Genomic DNA, 21,066 nt, shown 5'->3' with positions numbered 1-21,066 from the left:
GTCTTGCTAGATCCTTTCAACCAAATGCTGCAGAGGCTCGATCACAGCATGCGGAAGGGCACATGGCTTGCCGCCTGGCGGTATGGCCGAGATCACACGCCTGCCGGCCAACAGCCCTATCACCATCGCCATGCTCTCGCATCCGGCGACGATATCGGCTTGGGCAATTTCCTCCAGTAGGGGAACGGCACCGCCCAGCGTCACCATCGTGCCCATCGAGCGAATGGTGTCATCATACTTGCCAGGCGCCTCCGAAGGGTGCGGGCGGACGACGATGGTCTGGATATTGGCGTCAATCCTGTCCAAGTTCTCCATGAGATAGGCCAGTGAATCAAATTCGGTATAGCCCCAGTGGCGCTCGTCACCGAACTGCAGCAGGCCATGCTCGGACAGCGGCTCGCAAACATAGAGCAACCGCTGGCCGGACTTGTCGCGTGGTCGCGGCAAAGCCTCGAGTTTGTCGGCAATATCGGCAAAGTAGGGGTTAGCCACCAAGGAGATCGGCGTCTTCGGAAAGCACTGTTGCGCCTTGACCAGAGCCAGTTCATCACCAACCCAAATCTCGTCGGGTAATGTCAGGTGACCGTCGCGCTCGAAGCGCTCTATATAGTGCCCCCAGTGGTCGAGGAAGGAGACACAGCGCCGATGCAGGGTGTGCGCCAGGGCAATAGCGCGCAACTCAAGGTCCGACTGCCAGCTGGTGCCCGTCAGGACTGTGTCGCAAGCTGCGAGGGCCGTTTCGAGCGAGCAGGTCTCGATGTCACCTAATCGGCGCCTGAACACGGCAAGCGCCGGCCCTTTCAGGACAAACCGGCAGGCAAAATTGTTGCGCGCTACATAGCTCGCCAGAATCTCGGCGCCGCCTGCATCGTGGCTGACTATGGCAAACATCCGCTACCCTTGCGCCTGCCGCCACTCGGACCGCAGCAGGCCATACTCGACGACGTCCACCCAGGCGCCCTCCAGCCAGAGGTGCGAGCGTCGCCGTCCCTCTTCAGTCATGCCCAGCGCCAGGGCAAGTCGAGCCATCGCCACATTGGTCGCGGCGGTGCCGCAGTAAATGCGCTCGAGATTGAGCTTCTCGAAACCGTGTGCCATCAGCACCTTGGCGGCGGCCTGGCCGACACCCTTGGTCCAGTGGCGCTTGTCGCCAATCATCACGGCAAACTCGGCATTCCGGTTCAGTGCTGAAATCGCGTGCAGCCCGATATTGCCCACATGACCGTCGTTCTCGTGGACGATCGCCCAGATCACATTCTCGCTGCGGTTCAGCGTGCGGATGAAGTCGCGATAATGCGCCACGCCGTGAGCGAGCTTGCCGTGCGAACTGTACCTGGTCACCTCCTGATCCTGGAACCAGCCAAGATAGGGACCGTCTATGTCGGCCTCGTCGAAAGGGCGTACCGAATAGCCGGGGGCGATGGCTTCTGTCATTTCAGCGCCGCCAGGTTGCACCACACCTTGCGAAATGCCGACCCTATGGCCCGGACATCTTCGTCGGTCAGGTCATGAAGGCACATGGCAAAGCCGAGATAGGTGCGGTCATGCAGATCCTCGGCCACGGGGCAGATGCCCTTGGCGTAACTCACATCGCGCCGGCACAGCTCAGAATTCCATGGGAAGCCGCGCGATCCATAGGCCTGTTTCTGCTGGTACATCGGCAACAAATGGACGTTCTGGTAGCCGCTGGCAAGGCCGGTAACGCCTTCGGCAGAAAGCGCCTCCACCAGCCGCGCCCGGCTGATGCCAAGCGTGTCCGGGTCGATCACCAATGAATATACATAGTAGGAATGCGTGCAGCCTTCTTTCACCATCGGCAGCCGCAGACCCTCAAGACCCGCCAGTTCCTGGCCGAGCAGCGCCGCAACCGCCTGTCGCCGCGCGACCAGCCGCTCCAGCTTGTCAAGCTGCTCAATGCCGATGGCACACTCGATCTCACCCAGCCTGAAATTGTAGCCAATCATATTGGTGAGATCGGTTACCCCCATGCCGGCAACCACCGCCTCGGCGTGGTTGCGGATCAGGCGCAATTTGTCAGCCAGCACATCGTCGTCCGTAACGAGAATGCCCCCTTCGCCCGTGTGGATATGCTTGTGGTAGTTGAGGCTGAAGCCGCCGATATGCGTCCGCGTTCCGGCGAACTTGTTGCGATACACAGCGCCGGGTGCCTGTGCCGTGTCGGTTATCACCTTGAGGTCATGGCGCTCGGCGATTGCCATCAAGGCATCGGTGTCGGCGGGATGGCCAAAGATGTCCACGGCCATTATGGCCTTGGTATAGGGCGTGATATTGGCCTCAACCGACTTCGGATCGAGGCAGAAGGTTTCGGGCTCAATGTCGGCAAAGACCGGGATGGCGTTCCAGTGCAGGATCGCCGTGGCGCTGGCGCACATGGTGAAAGGCGGCACGATCACTTCGTCGCCCGGTTCGATTCCGGCGGCACCGACAGCCGCAATCAGTCCCGATGTCCAAGAGTTAACAGTAATGGCGTGCTTGACCCCGAAATAGGCCGCACACTTGCGCTCGAACTCCTGCACCTTCGGACCACCAAAAAAATCGGGGTCCCAGTCACCGATGAACTGGGACAGGACGCCGCTTTCCACAACGCCGCGCGCCGCGGCCACCTCTTCAGCGCCAATAGGGTTGTAACGCGTGAAGACCCTGTCAATGGACTTGGGGCCGCCAAACAGTGCCAGGGTGGAATCGGTATCAATTGTCATAGCGCATCCCTGATTGCGGCGAGCTGCTCAAGCACGGTCAGAGCCTGCCGGCCCGTACAGATCGACGCCGACCGGCCATCAAGGTCAGCCAGAATTTCATCGAAGACATGCCATTGAATTTGATTCAGTCCAACAGCAATGTTCTGGGGCATTGGCGACAGGGTTCGATATCCAGGGAAATCTGGACTTTCGATCGCCGGCTGCCACAATATCGAGTTGCCCCCATCGTCATAGCGCAGGCGCCCCGAGGGGCTGACGAGCTCGATACCATAGTGGGAGTAATCTTCCTCACGCGCCGCCAGCAGGTGCACCACACCATCTCTGAACCGCAGGACGACGTCTGGCTCCGGATCAGACCCGCGCCAGTTGGGCGCGGCGCTGGTAACCTGAAACGACGCCAGTGGCCCGAGCCAATGTTGCAGCAGGGTGACGAAGTGAGAGCCGTTGTTGAAGAGCCCCTTTGAATACCAGGCGACGCCTTTGAGCGGCGTGGCAATCTCCCCGCTCGCCAACTTGGCGGCGATGTCCTTGACGCCTGGCTGAGACTGGCGGATGTAGTTGACATAGAGCGCCACGCCGGCCGCTTCACAGCGCTCCACCATTTCCCTGGCCTCCGTCAGATCCAACGCAAGCGGCTTCTCGCACACAATGGCGCGCGGTACTGCCAGCGCCAAAATTTGCTCGATCATCCCCGCATGCAGCTGCGTGGGGACGCTGACGACCACCAGCTCCGGCGCCAATTGTGCCAGACCATCGGCGAGGTTGGCAACGCTGGGGCGGTGGTACTGGCGCTCGAACGCGGCGCGGCGCTCCTCAACAGGCTCGACAGCACCGACCAAATCATAGCCGGGATGAGTGGCGAGTGCGCGGCAGTGCGAGTGGATAAAGGTGTCGGCGCTCAGATGCAGATCAATCTGCATGCCTATGCCGCCAAGTCCTACCACCAGTGCGCGCACCTACTGGTCGCCCTTGCGAACGACTTGGCGGTTTATCTCCAGCAGGTCCGGGTTTGTCTTGAGAAACGCAATTGCCGCACCGCAACCAAATAGTTCGTCTTGCGGGGCGAGGCGTTCGATAACCCGCTTCAGCAGTTCGTAGTCATTGGCTTCGTCCAGCGTCAAACCGAGGTCCGGCCAGGTAAGGGAAGGGGGCGCCACGAGATGGACCAGAGAGAACATGTCGGGGTGCTGGTAGATGAAGCGCGACACGTGCTCGCGGTCGAGCGGATCATCGCTCAGCTCGGCAGACCGTTGCAAAGCCGCGAGGGTCATGACCTGGGTGTCCATACCGTCGGGATAACTCCTGACAACCGAATTGCTGACATAGTCGGCCTGGTGATGCAGGAAGGTCCGAATGGTCTGCTCCACCAGTTCGGGATCAATGATGGGACAGTCCCCGGTGATCTCGACCACGATATCGGCTCCAGCGGACCGCGCGGCGCCGATGACCCGACCAAGCACATCGGATTCGCTACCACGAAACACGGCGACCTCTTCACGGTCTGCGAACTCGGCAATCGGATCGTCGGCGTCATTGACGGTGGTGGCAATAACTATGGCGTCCAGCGACGGGACGGCGCGGAGACGTCTGACCAAATGGAGCAGCATGGGAATGCCATTGGCCAGCATTAGAACCTTTCCCGGCAGCCGGGATGAGGTCATGCGCGCTTCGATGGTGGCGACGATGCGTCCGTGCTTCATGGTATTAGGAGACCAGTTCCCAGGACAGGGGTTCACCCTTCTTAACCGCTCGCGACGCGCGCCGACCCAGCACCTCCTCGTAGAACCGCGGCTTGAGGCCCAGGCCGGGTCGCACCACCCGCAGATTGCTCGGCGTGAATGTCGCGCCCTCCGCCATGTCCTCGGCGATGTAGAGCGAGCGACGGTACACCAGCGACTTCTTTTCGGCCTCGGTCGGACCATAGCTGACCGCGCCAAGACTCTGCCATGCCCGCTCCGTCTCTACCACCAGCGACTGCATTTCGGCCGGTTCGAGTGAAAAGGCACTGTCTACGCCGCCCTCAGCCCGAGACAGGGTGAAGTGCTTCTCAATGACGGTTGCTCCATGGGCAACTGCGGCCACGGCCACGCCTATCCCCATGGTGTGGTCGGACAGGCCGACCTGGCAGCCGAACAACTGTCGCATATGGGGGATGGTCAGCGCATTGGTGTTTGCGGGCGTCGCCGGGTAGGTGCTGGTGCATTTGAGCAAGACCAGGTCCTTACAGCCAGCCTCGCGCGCGGCCGTCACGGCCTCGTCCAGTTCGGCAATAGACGCCATGCCAGAGGAAATGATCAGCGGTTTTCCGGTGGAGGCCGCCTTGCGAATCAGTGGCAGATGATTGTTCTCGAAAGAGGCGATCTTGTAAGCGGGTGCGCCGAGTGACTCTAGGAAGTCCACGGCGGTCTCGTCAAAAGGCGACGAGAAGCACGCCATGCCGTACGACTTGGCGCGTTCCATGATCGAACCATGCCACTCCCAGGGTGTGTGAGCCTGCTTGTACAGATCGTGTAGGTTCCGACCGACCCAAAGGCTGCTGCCATCGGCGATGTCGAATTCTCCGCCACGAACGTCAAGTGTAATGGTATCGGCGGTGTAGGTCTGTAGCTTGAGGGCATGCGCGCCCGCAGCGGCTGCGGCATCGACGATGGCCAGGGCCCTGTCAAGCGACTGATTGTGATTGCCCGACATTTCGGCAATCACAAAAGGGCGGTACGAGCTACCCACCATAAGATCTGCAATCTGCACGCTATTCTCCAAACAACTTCGCAAAGCGCGGTCGCGCTACATTCCATTCCTCGCGCGTCAGCCCGAGCAAATGCACATCAAGCCTGTGGCCATCCTTTTGTATGTTCGACCGTCTAATCCCTTCCAGCACGAATCCGAACTTCTTGTGCAGCTCAATCACGGACTGATTGGTGTCCAGGACGGCGCAATTGAGCTTTTCCAGCCCAAGGTCGTCGAAGGCAAGGTTGAGCACGCGGTATTCGATGACGCTTCCCACGCCGGGCGCCTTAGAGGCGGGATCGACATAGAATGCCCATTCGGCAGTTTTGTGCGTCTGGTTGATCTGCTGGATGGCGGCGTAACCTACTATGCCTTTGGCGCCCATCACAACCATCGCCCGGTCGGAAGGGGTCTCTGCCAACCGTTCAAGCCATCGGGTATGCTCATCAGCGGAAATCAGGTGGTCCGAGTACATATACTTGCGGACGCTCTCCGAGTTCCTGATTTCCCGGAGCCCCTTGAGGACATGGCTGGGCTGCCCCAGCAACGGCTCAAGAACAATGTCATCAAATTTGGGCATGAGTGTTCAACCCTGTTGGCCAGCGGTAAGCAAAGCTTGGCCTTTTGGGTAGCACAAAGGCCAAGCGCATCGCTAGCGGCCCGCTGCTGCTAGGTGCGTCATGGATGATTCTGCAACATGCGGGTAGCAACGCGCGGTGCACCCAAACCGTCTACCTCCACGCCCTCCCATTGCGGCGTCCAGTCCCTAGATAGCGCCTGCAGCAAGGCGTCGCTCAAATCGGTGACACTGGCGTTGCGGGCATGGCCCATGAACCTGATTGCCCCGAGTTGATCCAGGTGCTCGCTGACGGCAACCTGGTTGTCGGCCAGTGCATAAACGAGCGAGGGAACTTGCAGGCAAAGCCGCTCCCATGTCGTCGCGCCACCGGCGCCGACACAAATATCCGCCTGTGCAAGCAGCTCAGCCAGGGATGGCAAGGGGGGATACACTCGAATGCGGCTATCGTTGCCGGCCAGCTCCAGGATTTCTGCTTCGTACGGATTGATATTGCCAACCACAACCGACAGCGTCAGTTCTCTGTCCGGAAGTGCCGCAAACGACCGGATGGTCATACCGGTCAAGTTGTAAGGATCGCTTGCCCCAAAATAGGCTAGGACATTCTTTAGTCTGGTGTGCTGCATCTTTGCTAGTCGCAGCGCAGCATATTGGGGGTGGAGCACGGCATATTGAGGCCCCAGCAGTTGCACTGTGTCCCTTGCCACCAGGCCTCGGTAGCGGTCGCGGAAACCAGCCACCAGGTTCTGGTCCAGCAGAAGATTGCAATGGTGCTTTCGGTCTGCCAGGTCATCAATCACCATGATGCGCTCGGCAACCGGCTCTAGGATCGTTTCCCAGGTCCGGTCTATGCCGTAGTGATCGACAACCATCCAGTCGCAGTGCGGCAAGCTGCTGGCTACCAGCGCGTCGATGGTGTCGCGGGCGTCCTGCTGCTGTGGTGCGCCAAGCCAGTGGCCATATGGGCCGTCATATCGCGCTTCGCGCAGCCGGAGCGGCAACGCAAGCACGGTGAACTGCCGTTGCGCCAGCAGTTCCAGCAGGGCGCCATCGTGCGCCCGACAGACAAATATGACTTGGGCGCCGCCACCCCTGAGCACCTCGGCCAGCGTCATGTCCCGCACGATGTGGCCGGATCCGATTTCACGTGAGGAATCGGCGCGAAACACCACTCTCATGCTAGTTCAGACGCTTGAAGCCGGAATGGGCTATTGGACCCTCCAACAGGCTGCCCACGTCCAGACCATCCTCGCATTTGCGAATTGTCGCAAAAACGGAATCAATCCGCTCGAAGTAATTGTCGAGAACTTCCGGGGTGTGATCGATACACACATAAACGCTATTGCCAGCCAGATAGCCCTTTTTGAGCATCTCTTGGGTAATCAGCGTCTTGTACGCCAGTGCATTTTCGCTCTGGAAGGTGAAGCCGCACAGTGCCGGCAGACCCCATTGCGTGATCGGCAGGCCATGCCGATCAGCCAGATCCTGCCAGCGGCCCTTGATGTCAAGACCAGTCGCGGTGATGAGTTCCCAGGATTTGAGTCGCTCCATGACCTCCAGTGTCTTGAGCGCCGCAGCCGAGCCGATCCGCTCGGTCCAGAATGTGGAAGAGATGAAAGTCGTCTGTGCGGCCTCCATGACCTCGCGCCGACCAATGACCCCGGTAATGGCATAGCCATTGCCAAGAGCCTTGCCGACGGTGGCCATATCCGGATCGACGCCATAAAGTTTGTGCAACCCGCCGAATGTCTGCCGGAAGCCGGACGTGCACTCGTCGAAAATCAGGACAATGCCCTTTTGCGTCGCAAGCTCCCGAACCTTCTCCAGAAACTCGTTCTCTGGCCCGCTGTTGCGGGCGACTTCCATGAAGATCACGCCGAGCTGATGCTCGTCGGCCAGCTTCTGTAGTTCATCGAAGCGGTTGTAGTTGAAAGGCAGGATGCTCCCTTGCAGGTCCTGCGGCACGCCGCGCGGCTCAAGCCCGGGCAGCAAGTGTCCGGCCAGCGTCGTGCCGTCACCCAGGTTGGCAGCAAGATACCAGTCGTGCCAGCCATGATAGCCGCAGAAGGCCACCTTGTCCCGGCCGCTCGCCGCGCGGGCAATTCTGATGGCAATGGCGTTGGCTTCACCACCCGAGCGCGCGAAGCGGGCCATGTCAGCCCACGGATGCATTTCAACCAGCTTTTCCGCGAGGTAGACTTCCTCGGGAGCGTTGAAGGTGGAGACGTTGCCGTCGGTCACGACCTTGGCAACAGCTGCATCCACCTCAGGGTGGCCATAACCCAGCGTGTTGGTACCGATGCCCATGATCGACACGTCGGTATAGGCGTTGCCATCTAGGTCCCAGACAGTGCAGCCCTTGGCTTTGCTGAAATAGGCAGGCCACTGGTCAGGCAGGAACATTTCAACCCGCTTGGATAAAAGCATATTTCCGCCGGGAATGACGCGCTTGGCACGTTTCCACAGCTTCTGCCCGGTGCCCATCGTGGCTCCTTGATTTCGAGGGATCGAATGGTTGATCAAAAACAGTTCGGGCCGTGCTACCGCCAGCTCAGCGACGTCCCGGAAGCCGAAATCCGTGCTGGCCGCAAAGTGCGCCACCACGGACCGGACGACGTCAAGATCGGCCGCCTCGTCTACTGTCCACCGCTGGCCGGACAGGTCAATGTCATTGGCAAAGTTTACCGAGCTATATAATCCCGATTCCCGCAGGTGGGGCGTCACGTGTTCTCGCTGGAATGCCGTATCAGCGCGCGACGCGGAGTCCGCGAGTGCCGCGAATGAAAAGACTTCGGTGTCCAGCCCGTCAGGAAAGCTCGGCGGGCTGACATTGCTGGCGTAGTCGACGCCGCTGGCGAGAAAGGTGCGCACCACGTTGTCCACGACATCTGGATCGATCAGGGGACAGTCGCCGGTAATGCGGATGACGATATCGGCCTCAGCCTCCTGCGCGGCGCCCAGATACCGCTCCAGCACATCGGTTCGGCTGCCGCGATAGACCCGATAGCCCAGCGACGACACATGTTCCGCCAGTTGGTCATCGGAGGGGTCGGCGGTGGTGGCGACGACGATTTCAGAGATCGTTTGCGCCCGGGAGAGCCGCTGCAGCAGTAGCGAGATCAGGGGCTGGCCGCCGACGTCCAGCATGACCTTGCCTGGAAGCCGGGTTGACCCCATGCGTGCCTGCACGATGGCGACGATCTTCATAGGGTTCCCCATTGCGATGGCGTCAGTAGCCTTTCGTCGTCTGAGGCGAAGTCGGGCGCGCCTGGATTGCATTCAACCTTGGCCGCCAGAAGGATCTGCTGGAACTGGGACAGTGAATCGACACCCAGCACAATGCGGTCCACGAGCGGCTGGTCAAGCACGAATGCCAGTGCTTCGCCGAGCGCCCCCGCACTGCTTCGGGCGTGCCAGCGGTCCCATCTGTCGAACTGTGCGGCCCAGGGCGCAAACTTGGCTGGGCGCTGACCCGCCGGCATCAGCAGGAGACCCTGCAGGAACGCTGACCGGCAATGAACTTCCACCCCGGCGGCGGCGAGGCGGTGCAGCCACCCGCTTTTGACAAGCCGCTGATCGAACACATTGAGCGGCGCCTGTATTATATCGGGTGGAAAGGCCGCGTGCAGACTGTCGATGTCGCCAGGAGAATAGACCGAGTATCCGATCTTGGCCACCAGACCTTGATCCTTCAATTCTGTGAGAGCCCGATACAGCGCGTCGCCGTGAGGCCCCAGAAGATCTGCGCAACGGTGCAGCATGACCGCTTCCAGGTGCTCGACCTTAAGGCGCCTCAACGATCTGGCAATTTCGCGCTCGACCCAGTCGGCAACATTCATGTCGGCCAGGGCCGGCAGCTTGGTAACGATTTTCCAGTTCGCTACCCCAACGGTCCCCAGCACTGATTCGCTTTGGCCATATCCGATGGCAGTATCTAGTGTATCGATGCCTTTACCTTGCGCCAGCCGGAGTATGTCGGCGACCTCAGCAGGGCCGACCTGGCCTGTCACATTGGCAATGCCGTAGGGCATGCCAAACTGCACCGTCCCCAATGCAAGCTTGCTGGCCATCACAACTTCCGAAGCACGGACGTAGCCACCCATTCCTGCGGATCATCGGCAAAGTGCCGGGTCTGGTGGGCAGTGATCCGCTGCGAGTAGCAGGTGTAGGCTGGGTGCCAGGAAAACAGCGTGCGGTAGTCCATCTTGCGGGAGTAGACCCCGTCTAAATGGTGATAGGGCCGCGTCGCCGGGGCTGTCGCATAAAAGTCCTGGATGATGATCCAGCCCGTTTTCTTCAGTACCCGATCGGCCTCGGCCGCAATACGGAACAGGTCCGCAGGGTCGCAGAGATAGAGGCAAAAACCAAAGACGATGACGTCAAACGTGGTGTCGGGAAATGGCAAATGCTCTGCTGTGCCGACGCTCAGGTTCAATCCTGCCGTCCGGGCCTCCGCGACCGCCGCCGCCGATGGTTCGACCCCCGCAACATCCATGCCGAGTTCCCTTTGTACCCGTCCGAGGCGCACGCCGTTGCTGGCGCCCACTTCTAGCAGCTTCAGCGCCCCGCTATCCGGGGTCTGCTGGGACAAGGCAACCTCTTTTATCGCCTCATATACGGTGTCATTCTCAGAGTATTCCGCCCGGTCCATGGCCTCCTTGTTGCGCCTGAACCAGGCATCGCCTTCTCCGCCCAGAAAAATGTCTCTCTGCCTAACCAAGACTGACCTCAAGCGCCTGCACGACATCGTCCTGCTGTTGTTCGGTGAGATCTGGATAGAGTGGCAAGGTTATGGCCGTCTCTGCATATCGCTCCGCTTCAGGGAACATGTGCGGCGCAAATCCGAGTTGCCGATAGTAGGGCTGCAGGTGAACCGGTGTGTAGTGCAAGTTTACCCCCACACCCATCCGTCGCAGGCTGTTGAAGACCGCGCGATGGTGCTCCACTGAATCTCGAGTACGAACGACGTAGAGATGAAAGGCCGATTTGCGGTCAGGGGTTACGTTGGGACGCTGCAGATCAAGTCCGGTCAACAGGCCCTCATAGCGACGCGCCAACTCGTTTCGTCGGGCAACAAACTCATCCAGCCTGGACATTTGGCTTAGCCCAAGGGCGGCTTCAATGTCGATCATGCGATAGTTGTACCCGAGCAATTGCTGCTCATACTGCCATGGATCAGGCTGCAATGCCTGCACACGGGCCGGATCCCGCGTGATGCCGTGCGAGCGAAACATGGACAACCGCCAGGCGAGCCTCTCGTCATTGCACATCGCCATGCCGCCTTCGCCCGAGGTGATGATCTTGACCGGGTGGAAGCTGAAGACGGTGATATCGCTGTAGCGGCAATCACCAATGGTGCTGTCACGATAGGTTGCGCCGACCGCATGGGACGCGTCCTCAATGACCTTGAAGCCATATTGCTGTGCCAGTGCATGGATCTGGTCCATGTCGCAGGGCTGGCCGGCAAAATGAACCACCACAAGCACCTTGGGCAACTTCCCTGACGCGCTGGCCTGCTTCAGCTTATCGCCCAGCGCTGTTGTTGACATGTTCCAAGATTGGGAATCGATGTCGACGAAATCGACTGCCGCGCCGCAGTACAACGCACAATTGGTGCTGGCAACAAAGGTATTGGGGCTGCTCCACACGATATCGCCTGGACCAACACCGAGCGCGAGGCAGGCAATATGCAGCGCGGAAGTTGCGCTGTTTACGGCTATGGCATGCTTGGCGCCGACTCGCTCCGCCATGGCCGATTCAAATTTCGGAATCGCTGGTCCCTGAGTGAGGAAGTCCGATTTCAGAACATCGACAACAGCGTCGATATCGGTCTGGCTGATGGACTGACGACCGTAGGGAATCATCAGACGCGGCCGGTTTTGGTAGCGTTGCTATTAATCCACGACTGCAGTGACCCGATGTCCATCCATTCCCGGTTGGTGTCCGAGCTGTAGACGAAATCAGGCGATACCTTCACTCCGTCGTTGATGCGCTTTGCATCATTGTGCCAGCCGTGAATGGCCGGCAGGATCTTGAACATTTCCGGATACTCGTAGGTGTATGGCGCGTCTTCCATCCCGATCATCTGTTCATGCAATTTCTCGCCTGGCCGCACCCCCACGATTTCATGCGCCGCCTGCGGATCGACGGCGCGTGCAATATCGGTCACCTTCATGGACGGGATCTTCTTAACGTAGATTTCTCCACCCACCATGTCGTTGAAGGCGTGCCAGACGAGATCAACGCCTTGCTCGAGCGTAATTATGAAGCGGGTCATCCGATCATCGGTGATCGGCAGTGAACCCTTGTTGGCAAGACTCTGAAAGAACGGCACGACAGAGCCACGAGAGCCCAGAACGTTGCCATATCGAACCACTGCAAAGCGGGTAACGTGCGAGCCTGAATAGGAATTGCCGGCGACGAAAAGCTTGTCGGACGCCAGCTTGGTTGCACCATACAGGTTGGCCGGGCTACTCGCCTTGTCCGTGGACAGGGCGACCACCCGCTTCACCTGCCGATCGATGCAGGCGTCGATCAGGTTCATGGCGCCCATTATGTTCGTCTTGACACACTCGAAGGGGTTGTACTCCGCCGTGGGAACGATTTTGGTTGCCGCCGCATGCACGACGTAGTCGATGCCGTCCAGCGCTCTGAGCAGCCGCTCTTTGTCGCGTACATCGCCAATAAAGAAACGCACACGCGGGTCATCCCCAAATAATTTGGCCATCTCCCACTGCTTCATTTCATCACGGGACAGAATGACCAAACGGCGAGGATTGTACTTGGCGAGCGTCATGGGCACAAAGGCGTGGCCAAATGATCCGGTGCCGCCGGTGATCAAGATGGATGAATTGGTAAGCATGAGGCGTCTCACTCAGATGTGGTTCCGGTAGCTGCCGGCGCAGCGCGGCTTTGCAGCGCAACCTATTTGGTTGCAAACGCAGCGCGCCTGTCGATCTTGATCCTAGAGCGGACAGTAACAGGGCCATTCCATAGCGTGTGAACTGTTTCGTTGTCTAGCACACGATGCGACCATTGGAGGTCGCAATCTCCCCAGGCGCCTAGCACGCAAAAGAGCAGGTACGCTGCTCCTAAGGGGCAACCCCGCACCCTTCCAGCATTGATCCCTCAGATAGTCGAGGTTGCGAGAGGGGGGAGGCCATCGAGCGCCCAAAAGAAGATTGGTGCCAATGTGCAGGCTGCAAGTGCAATCAATCGGATGCGATGATCCTGGGCGAGCCCCAGACTCAGCCAGTAGATCAGAGGCATCATATATCGTGGCTGCACGAATGATCCGTATGAAATGCCCAGCAGGGCTACAACCAGCAGCAGTGCCAAGGCCCCCTCCCGCGCGTGAGGCGTGGCGATAGTTTTCATTGCCCAAAGCAGGCCTGCGAGTATCACGATGCCGAACTGCCAGTAGCCGACGGCCAGCAAGTGAATGCCCCCGATTTCGTCTTCCAGTTGCGGTCGCAAGCCCAGGTTGGCGGCGTTGCCCACCAAGCGGGCAATATATGAGGCAATTTGACCCAGCGCAGCAAACCGCTCGCCGATCAAGCCCTCGCCTATGGTAGCGTTTCGATCAAAAGCACTGCTTATCCAGGACAGACTTTGGATCGACAGCGTGCTGAGCAGCAGTGCCAGCACTGCAGCCGCTATAAGAGCTGCGTACTTGCCGACATGCAGTCGTATCAGGACGACCGCAAAAATTATGGACAATATAATCGAAAACCCGTCTCGAAAATAGTAACTAATGACTATCAAAGCAAGAGGAACTAAAATGTCTCTTCTACAAATCGCAAAATATACAAACATATTAGTGATCAATATCAGTGGTATCTCCTTGTTCGGAAAATTTATTACCTCCAGTATGTATATGTTTGAGTAAACGGCGATGGTAGACACCGAAAATATGACGAATGAACTAATCTTACCATATATGTCGCGCACAGAATAAGCAAAAAACAAAGACGCATAAAACAACAGTATAATATTTACTATTGCAGCTCCGAGTTCTCCAAATATTAATATTGGAAAGTATAGAAATACAACGCCGATGAATGTATTCAGATTGGGCCAGTTGTTCCAGTCGATCTGCCAAGCCAGCCTGACCGATGACTCCAAACTCATGGCGTCGGAAACGAAGAACCCGGAGAAGCCCAGTCCAGCTAGCCAGTCAGCGTTCATTTGCAGCAGGCTGCCGAGATAGGCGCACAGCATTCCGGCGGCCAACGAAACAAGCGCGTATAGTGTGGTGTTGGGAGGGGCAAGGCCGCCTGGGCGGTGCCCATGTCCGGCCGTCTCGCTGGAAGTCATTGCTTGGCTCACGAGATTCGGCGTCGCATGGCCATTCTAATCGTATCGACTGTGAGGGCGATCAACAGAATGGACAACAGGGTCCCCACGAAAGCAGCAATTGGCAGCCTTACCCAACGGAAACTGCGTTGAGTGGCCGCGGGCTCACCTGGCGGTTCTAATACACTCCAAAGCTCCTCAGCCCGATTTCGAGTATCTGAAAGGGTGTCTTCAAGTAGGCTGAGCGCTATCGAGAGCTCGGCAAGATTTGACACGCCGTCTGTGGGTGGGCGTCTGTCTGGCTCAGTCGGAAGGTCCTGTCCATCGGTGAGGGAGGTCCAGAGGCTCAGCAATGTGGCGTGTCGGGCTTCCAGGGCTTCTGTGCTCGCATCTTGTTCCGGATCGAGATGCCTTCGGGCGACCTTGTCCCCGATTATGTCAAGCATGCCGTGTATCAGACGCGTGCCGTCCACGTCTGGCCGGAAATCAATAGTCAACTGGACGATCGACATGCCGTCGACAGGCGTTTGTGTTAGATTGAAAATCGTTAGGTTGACTGCGGCGCTGTCACTGCCCGACGCCCCGATATCTGATGCGACTGTCTCGAGTATCTGCTGAAAATCCAGTGTGTTTTGGTCAGCCACGGATAAGCTTATCCGCGATGAGATGACCAATCGATCCTTTCCGCTGGGGTCAGAGGAATAAGCCCAGATACCGACCAAGGCTGCAGCCCCTAGCGGCAGCAGAAGAAGCAGGATCCAGATACGCCTGAGTACGGCCAGCACATCTAGGATGCCATATTCTTCATTGTGGCTTTGCATTCGGCCTCCCCCCAAAAAATACTGCCCAAGCGGGGCCCGGAACGGTCTCTCGTCTTAGGATCTCAACTAACACAAATATTCCAAATTGCCATCTCTCCAAAGTCACATACCTCACTCCAGAAAATCATCCGCGGAAAGCGAAATCGAAATAGCTACATCATTGGAATGATCGTGTAATTATATTCCATAATTCATCATCATTTCTAAATAGTAGAGCGTCGGTACTCTGGCGCGATTTTTGTGAGAAGATGAGCCGGGGCTCAGCAACTCATTGCACACGAGTTGTGAAGCGCTGCGTAAAACACTAATCTGCGGTGAAATGTTGGAGGTCGATAAATTCTAAACAAACTAGAAATTCGCAAGCGGATACCCGGTTTTATCGACCGGGCGCTAAACGTGAGTAGCTTCAAACAGTGGTTTTCCTCTGGATTTGCATCTCCAGCACCGTCTGTTGTAAAGCGCGCTGTTGTTCGTCGAAACTCCCTGCATGACGGGACCTTTGTCGAAACGGGAACATTTTTTGGCGACACCTCAGCCTCCGCCGCCAAATATTCAAAGGCGGTAGTTACCATTGAGCCTGCAAAAACTCTTTACGATGCCGCTGTTGCACGATTCGCCCATATGCCCGCTGTCAGCGTAATAAACGGTTCAAGTGAAGACGTTTTCCCCCAATTATTGCCTACCCTGGATGGTCCGGTGACGTTCTGGCTCGATGGCCACTATTCGGGCGGCGTCACCCATTTGGGTAGCAGCCTCACGCCTCTTGCCGCTGAGCTGGAGTGTCTGTCTCAGCATATCGATCGGTTTCATCCGCTGGTGGTCATGGTAGATGACATCCGCGCCCTATTTGGAAGTCCGGACTACCCATCAATTGCCTTTGTGCTGGGGTGGGCAGACCGTCACAAAATGACCTGGCATATCGAGCACGACATCCTAGTCATGGTGAAAGATTGAGGGGCCACTGAGGGGCGCCGCTTTCAGGTGAGGGTGGATTGGTTGCCTACAATCCCATCGCATCCAGCAAGCGGTCGGTCGCCGCGTCAACGCCGAAGCGTTTCTCGGCGATCTCCCGGCTCCTGGCCCCCATAGACGCCACGAGCGCCGGTTGTTCGAGAAACGTGCGCATGGCGACAGCGATGGCATCGGCATCGCGAGGTGGCACCAAAAAGCCGTTGGTCCCCTCGATGACGGTTTCCCGGCAGCCCGGAACATCCGTGGTGATAACCGGCCGACCCATGGCCATCGCCTCCTGCGTGGCGCGGGGAAAACCTTCGCGGTAGGATGGCAGGACGAAGACGCTGGCCTGGGCAATCCAGGGCTTTACATCTGTATGCCCCTGCCATTCGATAAGTCCATCCGCAGCCAGGTCCACCAGCGTCCCCCGGCTGAAACTGCTCGGATTGCTGTCGACGTCGCCCACGATGACAAAACGGGCCGCGGGGAAGTGAGCGCGCAGCTGCTGCGCTGCCGCAACAAATTCGGCGACGCCCTTTTCATACAACACTCGGCCAATGAACAGGAAGGTGATCGGGTCGAGGACCGGTGGGGCAGTGGTCCACTCACCAAGATCAACGCCGATGGTCCCCACGACCTGTGAACGCCCCTCGGGCACGATCTTGCGGTGGCGGAATTCGGCTTGATCGTCTGCATTGAGAAATAGCGTCTGGCTGGCCAGGTGGAGTGACAATCGATAGAGCATGGACACGGCCCACTGCAGCAGCCGGCCCTTGGGGGTGTCGCTGTGAATGAATGCGTGACCGAGTCCCTCAATCAGCGCGTAGCGGCGCGGCACACCGGCCAGGCTTGCCGCAAGAATGCCGTAGACCGCAGGTTTAACCGTGTAGGCGAGGACCAGATCCGGCGCGATGGTGCGCAAAAGGTTCCGGAGCTGCCAGGCGGCGCTGAGGTCGATCCAGGGGTTCATGCCGGAGCGGCTCAGGCAGTGATCAAGCGGCTGTGCCCCCATGGCGCTTATGGCGTCCCTGGTTTCGGGCGTGTAATCGGGAACAAGCGCGAAGACCTCATGGCCCAAGGCCACCAGGCGCCGGATCAGAGCCCCACGGAAATTGACCATGGCAAAAGCTTGATTGCCGATCAGCACTATTCGGAGTGTGGTCAACTTCCTGTCCCCGCACTGCCTGATGGGGGGCTGCCTGCCGCTACGTCTCTCATGGCGATAGCGTTTTCCGTGTCAGCCAGTTTGACCACCATAGCTTGTCCTCTGCTGCCAGACTGCCGGCAATCTCGGAACGGGAACCAGTTGAGTGCTGCAGCAGCACATCCTTGGCAAGACGGGCCGCCAGCGCGCAGAACGTGCCGGCCAGGCCACCCAGATCCCGGCGCTGCCAGAAATAGCGTCCCTGCACTTGCGCCAGAGCCAGCCGGGTGCGGCGCAGCGTTGTCGCATTGACACTGTCGCGGAGACGATAAGCCAGGAGCGGCATGTCCAGGGCATGATAGGTGCTGACGGCGTGGGCGCGCAGCAGCAGTTCCTGGTCTTCACAGCGGAATGGTGCCGGATCGGCATAGCCGTGCTGGCGGAACCAGGCCGTCCGCCCCAGCCAGCTGGGGTGGGCAAGATAGAAGCCGAGCCAGGGGCGTCGGCAGATCTCTTCGTGCGATTGCCGGAACGGAAGCTCTCCAAGGACACGGCTGCCCTGGGAAATGGCGACGCACTTGGTGCCCAGAAGATCCGTCGCCGGATTGGCCTCCATATAACGCAGCTGACGTTCAAGGCGCTCGGGATGGGCGACATCATCATGGTCCATGCGGGCGAAATAGGTTCCGCGTGCCATGGCGATAGCCTGGTTCAGCCGCGCCGCCAGGCCCTGGTTGGTGCCGTCGGACAGCACGCGAATGCGCGCATCCAGCGGTTGAGGCAGGGCGGCGATCGCCCCATCGCTTGAGCCATCGTCGATCAGCAGCAGCTCCCAGTCCCCAAACGTCTGGGCGACAATCGATGCCAGGGCGACGCGCAGCAGCGGGCCGCCGTTAAACACCGGCATCGCAATGGTGACCTGCGGGGATGGTCCGATCTGGCTCAAGAGGCGGCGGCCTTTGTGTGTAGGTGATCATTCCCGAGCAGGTCGGCCAGAAGGGCACTGTTGCGTTGGTCGGCATAGGTCGACTGGGCAGCCTGTAGCCCTGCCGCCTGGTGACGCGACCAGGCGTCGGCATCGGCCAGAAGGCGATCGATTGCTTCTGCAGCCTCGGCAGCGCTGATGACAGCTTCGCCGCCCGGCATCCCTGCGATGCAGCCGGTCGAGCGCGCGATAAACGGCGTACCCGCGGCCATGGCGTCGAGCAGCACCAGCGGCTGGCACTCGGTATGCGAACCGGAGATGAACAGACGCGACCGGGCATATTGCTGCAGTAGCGCCTCTCCGGCGACGCCGCTATTGAAGCTGACCATCGAGGGGTGCAGGCCCAGATCCTGGGCCTGCTGGCGCAGTCTCTCGGAGAACCCCGTGTGCTCCTGACCAAACAGCGCCAGCGGGATCACATTCTTGGCCTTGGAACGAGCATAGGCGTCCAGCACATAGTCAAAGCCCTTGGCGGGTGTGTACGAGCCCACCGAGATGATCTGGTTGCGCTCGGTCGTCGCCATGTCCTGGGCACCGTCCTGGCAACTATTGGGAATGATGTGGATCGGCAGGCCGACTTTCCTCGCGGCTTCCATATCGTCAAAGCGGTCGTCGGAGCCGCCATCGGCCAGAAAGATCATGCCATCGAGCTTGGCGATCTTCTGTTTGATAGTCCACCAATAGGGCCGCCAGAGCAGATAGAAGGCCAGCGACCGCACCGGCATATAGGGCAGCCAGCTATTGGTGGAGACGCAATGGCTATAGAGGTATTTTCGTGCCTTGATCTGGTCGGCAAGCTGCAGCGCGATGTCGGTGCTCCAGGTCTGCCAAGCCTCCACAACGATGGCGTCGCAGTGCTCCGACAGCAGGAATTTGCTGTAGCCTTCCACATCGCCGCGGATCGGACTGCGCAGGTAGTCGGCGCCGGTCACGGCGAAACGCTCAACGCGAATGCCGTCAATCAGCGCAGTAGCACGCTGCTGTCCGCCCGTTGCCACCACGACGTCAAACCCATGCTGCCTCAGGCCGACGGCGTGGCGGTGCACCGCATTGCCGAGCCCGCTGTTGAAGGGCGGATAGGTTGGTGTGGTCAGGAGTACTTTCACAGCCGTATCCAGTCTTTCGGCAGCAGGTCACGCGTATCGTGCTTGCCGGAGCGGAACCACTGCTGCGGCGCGATGACAACCTTGTCCGCACGCGGATTGAGCCAGGCCCCCCACCAGCTGAACGAACTATTGGCGATGATATGGTGATGGCAGCGGGCCATCAGGTGCATGTCCTGCTCGTCGCGCCCGTCCGTGCTGGGCTCGACGAAGAGTGCGCCGCCGAGGAAAGGCAGGTTGGCCCGGGCCCAGTCCGGGTCGTCGCTGAACACCATATAGGTCGGTGCATCCACCCGCTGTTCGATGGTCTGCTGCGCCCTTGCGTACCAGTCCGGCTCGCAGGTACCATGATAGGCATTGGTCGCAGGATTGCTGGCATAGTCGCCGCGCCGGACATGCACGGAAACCATGGGCCGGTCGGCAATCTCACTGGCAATGGCCTGCCGGTCGGCGGTCAGCGGCTCCCGCAGCTGGAATTCTGCTCGGATCAAATCTGACTGATCTGCAAAGTACTTCTCGCTCTGCCAGTTTCCCGCCAGGTGCACGGGCGGTCTGAGGGCCGCTATCGCGGGATCGAAAGCAAAGCCCTGTTCGACAAACCGTCTGTTACCGGTCAGCCAGCGCGGCAGGCGATGCAGCCGTCGGCCAATGGGGCCCAGCGCGCGCGGCATTTCCGCGTCGGTCGCCAGCACAGCGCTGATACGCAGGGGCGAGAGGGCAAAGCGGCGTAGCGGATCATCGGCCAGCCCGCGGATATCGAGCAGCAGCGGCGCGCCGTGGCGCGCGCTCAGCGCCCGGCCGACGGCATATTGAAACATCTGGTTGCCCAGGCCACCCGTCAGGGCGGTGATATAGGCGTTTGCCATGCCAGGTCCTATGACGTCATCAGAAACTGCCGTTTAGTCCGCTGAACTGGTTATATCGACCAACACGAAGACCCTGCCTTCGCGCCTACTTCTTCCGACGCAAGAACCCATGCGGCGCAACGGTGATGAGGAGCTTGTGGTCAAAGTCCAGATCGGACTCGAATTCTGGATGCGTCTTGAGGTACTCCCATACTGCCGTCTTGGGGTTATCGCCCTTGTCCCAGGGGCGATCTGGAAATGAGCCCGCCGGCATATCTTCGATAAGCGTGTCGAAAACGACGCAATAACTGCCAGGGGTCGTCAATGGCGCATAGGCCTCCAACTCAGCCAGAACATGCGCGTGGGTGTGATTGGAGTCGAGTGACACCAAGACGCGCTTGTATCCCGCCGCTTTGGCGCGAACGGCAGCAATGGTTTCCGGCTCGATGGATGATCCTTGGATCATATCGATGCGGTTGGCAAATGGATGCGCTTCGATCGCGCTGCGATTATGCGCCCGGATATCGATATCGACGCCGAGCACGCGTCGCTTGGGCTTTGCCGGATCCAGCAGCTCACCTGCCTCTATGGCGTCGCAATAGTCCAACATGGCCAGCATCGAGGCGCTGAGGATCAGGGAGCCTCCATGGGCAATTCCGGTCTCGATGACGAGATCGGGCTTGGTCGCCCAAATCAACTCCTGCATGGCGACCATATCTTGCGGATATTGAATGATAGGCCGGCCTAGCCAACTGAAGTTGTAGGTGTAGCCGTTCACGTTCGCTCTTTCGACCCACTTTAGTGTGTCGGCTCTCAAACCGTCGTCTGCGCCAAGGCCCCGAATGTTCCGGGCGACTTGGGCGGCGAAATCCTTGATCGGATCCATTTATTTTCC

The 21,066-nt window shown here is 59.1% G+C and carries 21 protein-coding genes; 1 reads left to right on the top strand and 20 read right to left on the bottom strand.

Annotated elements, in window-relative coordinates:
* Nucleotides 1-6 precede the first annotated feature (6 nt).
* The 15 genes from ABFY71_RS11400 to ABFY71_RS11330 form a co-directional block, all read right to left on the bottom strand.
* Nucleotides 7-891 (bottom strand): hypothetical protein, encoded by an 885-nt coding sequence (locus ABFY71_RS11400; protein WP_347946104.1) that lies wholly within the window; start codon nucleotides 889-891, stop codon nucleotides 7-9.
* A gap of 3 nt (nucleotides 892-894) precedes the next feature.
* Nucleotides 895-1,434, bottom strand: a complete 540-nt coding sequence (locus ABFY71_RS11395; protein WP_347946103.1) for a GNAT family N-acetyltransferase — start codon at nucleotides 1,432-1,434, stop codon at nucleotides 895-897.
* Nucleotides 1,431-2,720: a DegT/DnrJ/EryC1/StrS family aminotransferase gene (locus tag ABFY71_RS11390; RefSeq protein ID WP_347946102.1), complete on the bottom strand. Its 1,290-nt coding sequence runs from the start codon at nucleotides 2,718-2,720 to the stop codon at nucleotides 1,431-1,433. Before ABFY71_RS11390 ends, ABFY71_RS11395 begins: the two co-directional genes overlap by 4 nt.
* Nucleotides 2,717-3,640: a Gfo/Idh/MocA family oxidoreductase gene (locus ABFY71_RS11385; protein ID WP_347946101.1), complete on the bottom strand. Its 924-nt coding sequence runs from the start codon at nucleotides 3,638-3,640 to the stop codon at nucleotides 2,717-2,719. The genes ABFY71_RS11390 and ABFY71_RS11385 overlap by 4 nt, the downstream gene beginning before the upstream one ends.
* Nucleotides 3,641-3,676: 36 nt before the next feature.
* Entirely contained in the window at nucleotides 3,677-4,420 is a 744-nt protein-coding gene (locus ABFY71_RS11380) for a cytidylyltransferase domain-containing protein (protein ID WP_347946100.1), read from the bottom strand.
* A gap of 4 nt (nucleotides 4,421-4,424) precedes the next feature.
* Nucleotides 4,425-5,450, bottom strand: coding sequence for a pseudaminic acid synthase (pseI, locus tag ABFY71_RS11375; RefSeq protein ID WP_347946117.1), 1,026 nt, complete (start codon nucleotides 5,448-5,450; stop codon nucleotides 4,425-4,427).
* 19 nt (nucleotides 5,451-5,469) lie between these two features.
* A complete protein-coding gene (pseH, locus tag ABFY71_RS11370) occupies nucleotides 5,470-6,027 on the bottom strand; it encodes a UDP-4-amino-4,6-dideoxy-N-acetyl-beta-L-altrosamine N-acetyltransferase (RefSeq protein ID WP_347946098.1) in 558 nt (185 codons plus the stop codon).
* Nucleotides 6,028-6,125: 98 nt separating this feature from the next.
* Complete coding sequence (gene pseG / locus ABFY71_RS11365) at nucleotides 6,126-7,202, bottom strand: UDP-2,4-diacetamido-2,4,6-trideoxy-beta-L-altropyranose hydrolase (protein ID WP_347946096.1); 1,077 nt, start codon at nucleotides 7,200-7,202, stop codon at nucleotides 6,126-6,128.
* 1 nt (nucleotide 7,203) lies between these two features.
* Nucleotides 7,204-9,231, bottom strand: coding sequence for an aminotransferase class III-fold pyridoxal phosphate-dependent enzyme (locus ABFY71_RS11360; RefSeq protein WP_347946095.1), 2,028 nt, complete (start codon nucleotides 9,229-9,231; stop codon nucleotides 7,204-7,206).
* Nucleotides 9,228-10,094 (bottom strand): aldo/keto reductase, encoded by an 867-nt coding sequence (locus ABFY71_RS11355; RefSeq protein WP_347946094.1) that lies wholly within the window; start codon nucleotides 10,092-10,094, stop codon nucleotides 9,228-9,230. Before ABFY71_RS11355 ends, ABFY71_RS11360 begins: the two co-directional genes overlap by 4 nt.
* Nucleotides 10,094-10,615: a class I SAM-dependent methyltransferase gene (locus ABFY71_RS11350; protein WP_347946093.1), complete on the bottom strand. Its 522-nt coding sequence runs from the start codon at nucleotides 10,613-10,615 to the stop codon at nucleotides 10,094-10,096. The genes ABFY71_RS11355 and ABFY71_RS11350 overlap by 1 nt, the downstream gene beginning before the upstream one ends.
* Nucleotides 10,616-10,736: 121 nt before the next feature.
* Complete coding sequence (gene pseC, locus ABFY71_RS11345; protein ID WP_347946092.1) at nucleotides 10,737-11,888, bottom strand: UDP-4-amino-4,6-dideoxy-N-acetyl-beta-L-altrosamine transaminase; 1,152 nt, start codon at nucleotides 11,886-11,888, stop codon at nucleotides 10,737-10,739.
* A complete protein-coding gene (pseB, locus tag ABFY71_RS11340) occupies nucleotides 11,888-12,886 on the bottom strand; it encodes a UDP-N-acetylglucosamine 4,6-dehydratase (inverting) (RefSeq protein ID WP_347946091.1) in 999 nt (332 codons plus the stop codon). The genes pseC and pseB overlap by 1 nt, the downstream gene beginning before the upstream one ends.
* Before the next feature lie 266 nt (nucleotides 12,887-13,152).
* On the bottom strand, nucleotides 13,153-14,340 hold the full coding sequence (locus tag ABFY71_RS11335; protein WP_347946090.1) for a hypothetical protein: 1,188 nt from the start codon (nucleotides 14,338-14,340) through the stop codon (nucleotides 13,153-13,155).
* Between the two features lie 8 nt (nucleotides 14,341-14,348).
* Nucleotides 14,349-15,140 carry a hypothetical protein gene (locus ABFY71_RS11330; protein ID WP_347946089.1) on the bottom strand — a complete coding sequence of 264 codons (792 nt, stop codon included), beginning with the start codon at nucleotides 15,138-15,140 and terminating at the stop codon, nucleotides 14,349-14,351.
* 396 nt (nucleotides 15,141-15,536) lie between these two features.
* Between ABFY71_RS11330 and ABFY71_RS11325 the strand changes: the two genes are divergently transcribed.
* On the top strand, nucleotides 15,537-16,094 hold the full coding sequence (locus ABFY71_RS11325) for a hypothetical protein (protein WP_347946088.1): 558 nt from the start codon (nucleotides 15,537-15,539) through the stop codon (nucleotides 16,092-16,094).
* A 46-nt stretch (nucleotides 16,095-16,140) separates the two neighbouring features.
* Here ABFY71_RS11325 and ABFY71_RS11320 read toward each other — a convergent pair whose 3' ends face one another.
* From ABFY71_RS11320 to ABFY71_RS11300, 5 genes are all read right to left on the bottom strand, one after another.
* On the bottom strand, nucleotides 16,141-17,241 hold the full coding sequence (locus ABFY71_RS11320) for a glycosyltransferase family 4 protein (protein ID WP_347946087.1): 1,101 nt from the start codon (nucleotides 17,239-17,241) through the stop codon (nucleotides 16,141-16,143).
* A gap of 67 nt (nucleotides 17,242-17,308) precedes the next feature.
* Nucleotides 17,309-18,184, bottom strand: a complete 876-nt coding sequence (locus tag ABFY71_RS11315; RefSeq protein ID WP_347946086.1) for a glycosyltransferase family 2 protein — start codon at nucleotides 18,182-18,184, stop codon at nucleotides 17,309-17,311.
* Entirely contained in the window at nucleotides 18,181-19,329 is a 1,149-nt protein-coding gene (locus ABFY71_RS11310) for a glycosyltransferase family 4 protein (RefSeq protein WP_347946085.1), read from the bottom strand. Before ABFY71_RS11310 ends, ABFY71_RS11315 begins: the two co-directional genes overlap by 4 nt.
* The gene (locus ABFY71_RS11305; RefSeq protein WP_347946084.1) at nucleotides 19,326-20,192 is read right to left on the bottom strand and encodes an alpha-1,2-fucosyltransferase; all 867 of its coding nucleotides are present in this window, start codon (nucleotides 20,190-20,192) and stop codon (nucleotides 19,326-19,328) included. The genes ABFY71_RS11310 and ABFY71_RS11305 overlap by 4 nt, the downstream gene beginning before the upstream one ends.
* 85 nt (nucleotides 20,193-20,277) lie before the next feature.
* Nucleotides 20,278-21,057 carry a cephalosporin hydroxylase family protein gene (locus tag ABFY71_RS11300; protein WP_347946082.1) on the bottom strand — a complete coding sequence of 260 codons (780 nt, stop codon included), beginning with the start codon at nucleotides 21,055-21,057 and terminating at the stop codon, nucleotides 20,278-20,280.
* Nucleotides 21,058-21,066 lie beyond the last annotated feature (9 nt).

Source organism: Devosia alba (genome assembly GCF_039938915.1).
GTDB classification, from domain to species: Bacteria; Pseudomonadota; Alphaproteobacteria; order Rhizobiales; family Devosiaceae; genus Devosia; species Devosia alba.
Note: the sequence above shows the minus strand (reverse complement) of the source record. Positions and strands in the feature narration are given on the sequence as shown.

What these genes read in the sequence shown, in the direction of transcription:
- ABFY71_RS11400 (WP_347946104.1), bottom strand. Translation starts at nt 891, where the DNA reads ATGTTTGCCATAGTCAGCCACGATGCAGGCGGCGCCGAGATTCTGGCG.
- ABFY71_RS11395 (WP_347946103.1), bottom strand. Translation starts at nt 1,434, where the DNA reads ATGACAGAAGCCATCGCCCCCGGCTATTCGGTACGCCCTTTCGACGAG.
- ABFY71_RS11390 (WP_347946102.1), bottom strand. Translation starts at nt 2,720, where the DNA reads ATGACAATTGATACCGATTCCACCCTGGCACTGTTTGGCGGCCCCAAG.
- ABFY71_RS11385 (WP_347946101.1), bottom strand. Translation starts at nt 3,640, where the DNA reads ATGCAGATTGATCTGCATCTGAGCGCCGACACCTTTATCCACTCGCAC.
- ABFY71_RS11380 (WP_347946100.1), bottom strand. Translation starts at nt 4,420, where the DNA reads ATGAAGCACGGACGCATCGTCGCCACCATCGAAGCGCGCATGACCTCA.
- pseI (WP_347946117.1), bottom strand. Translation starts at nt 5,450, where the DNA reads ATGGTGGGTAGCTCGTACCGCCCTTTTGTGATTGCCGAAATGTCGGGC.
- pseH (WP_347946098.1), bottom strand. Translation starts at nt 6,027, where the DNA reads ATGCCCAAATTTGATGACATTGTTCTTGAGCCGTTGCTGGGGCAGCCC.
- pseG (WP_347946096.1), bottom strand. Translation starts at nt 7,202, where the DNA reads ATGAGAGTGGTGTTTCGCGCCGATTCCTCACGTGAAATCGGATCCGGC.
- ABFY71_RS11360 (WP_347946095.1), bottom strand. Translation starts at nt 9,231, where the DNA reads ATGAAGATCGTCGCCATCGTGCAGGCACGCATGGGGTCAACCCGGCTT.
- ABFY71_RS11355 (WP_347946094.1), bottom strand. Translation starts at nt 10,094, where the DNA reads ATGGCCAGCAAGCTTGCATTGGGGACGGTGCAGTTTGGCATGCCCTAC.
- pseC (WP_347946092.1), bottom strand. Translation starts at nt 11,888, where the DNA reads ATGATTCCCTACGGTCGTCAGTCCATCAGCCAGACCGATATCGACGCT.
- pseB (WP_347946091.1), bottom strand. Translation starts at nt 12,886, where the DNA reads ATGCTTACCAATTCATCCATCTTGATCACCGGCGGCACCGGATCATTT.
- ABFY71_RS11335 (WP_347946090.1), bottom strand. Translation starts at nt 14,340, where the DNA reads ATGACTTCCAGCGAGACGGCCGGACATGGGCACCGCCCAGGCGGCCTT.
- ABFY71_RS11330 (WP_347946089.1), bottom strand. Translation starts at nt 15,140, where the DNA reads ATGCAAAGCCACAATGAAGAATATGGCATCCTAGATGTGCTGGCCGTA.
- ABFY71_RS11305 (WP_347946084.1), bottom strand. Translation starts at nt 20,192, where the DNA reads ATGGCAAACGCCTATATCACCGCCCTGACGGGTGGCCTGGGCAACCAG.
- ABFY71_RS11300 (WP_347946082.1), bottom strand. Translation starts at nt 21,057, where the DNA reads ATGGATCCGATCAAGGATTTCGCCGCCCAAGTCGCCCGGAACATTCGG.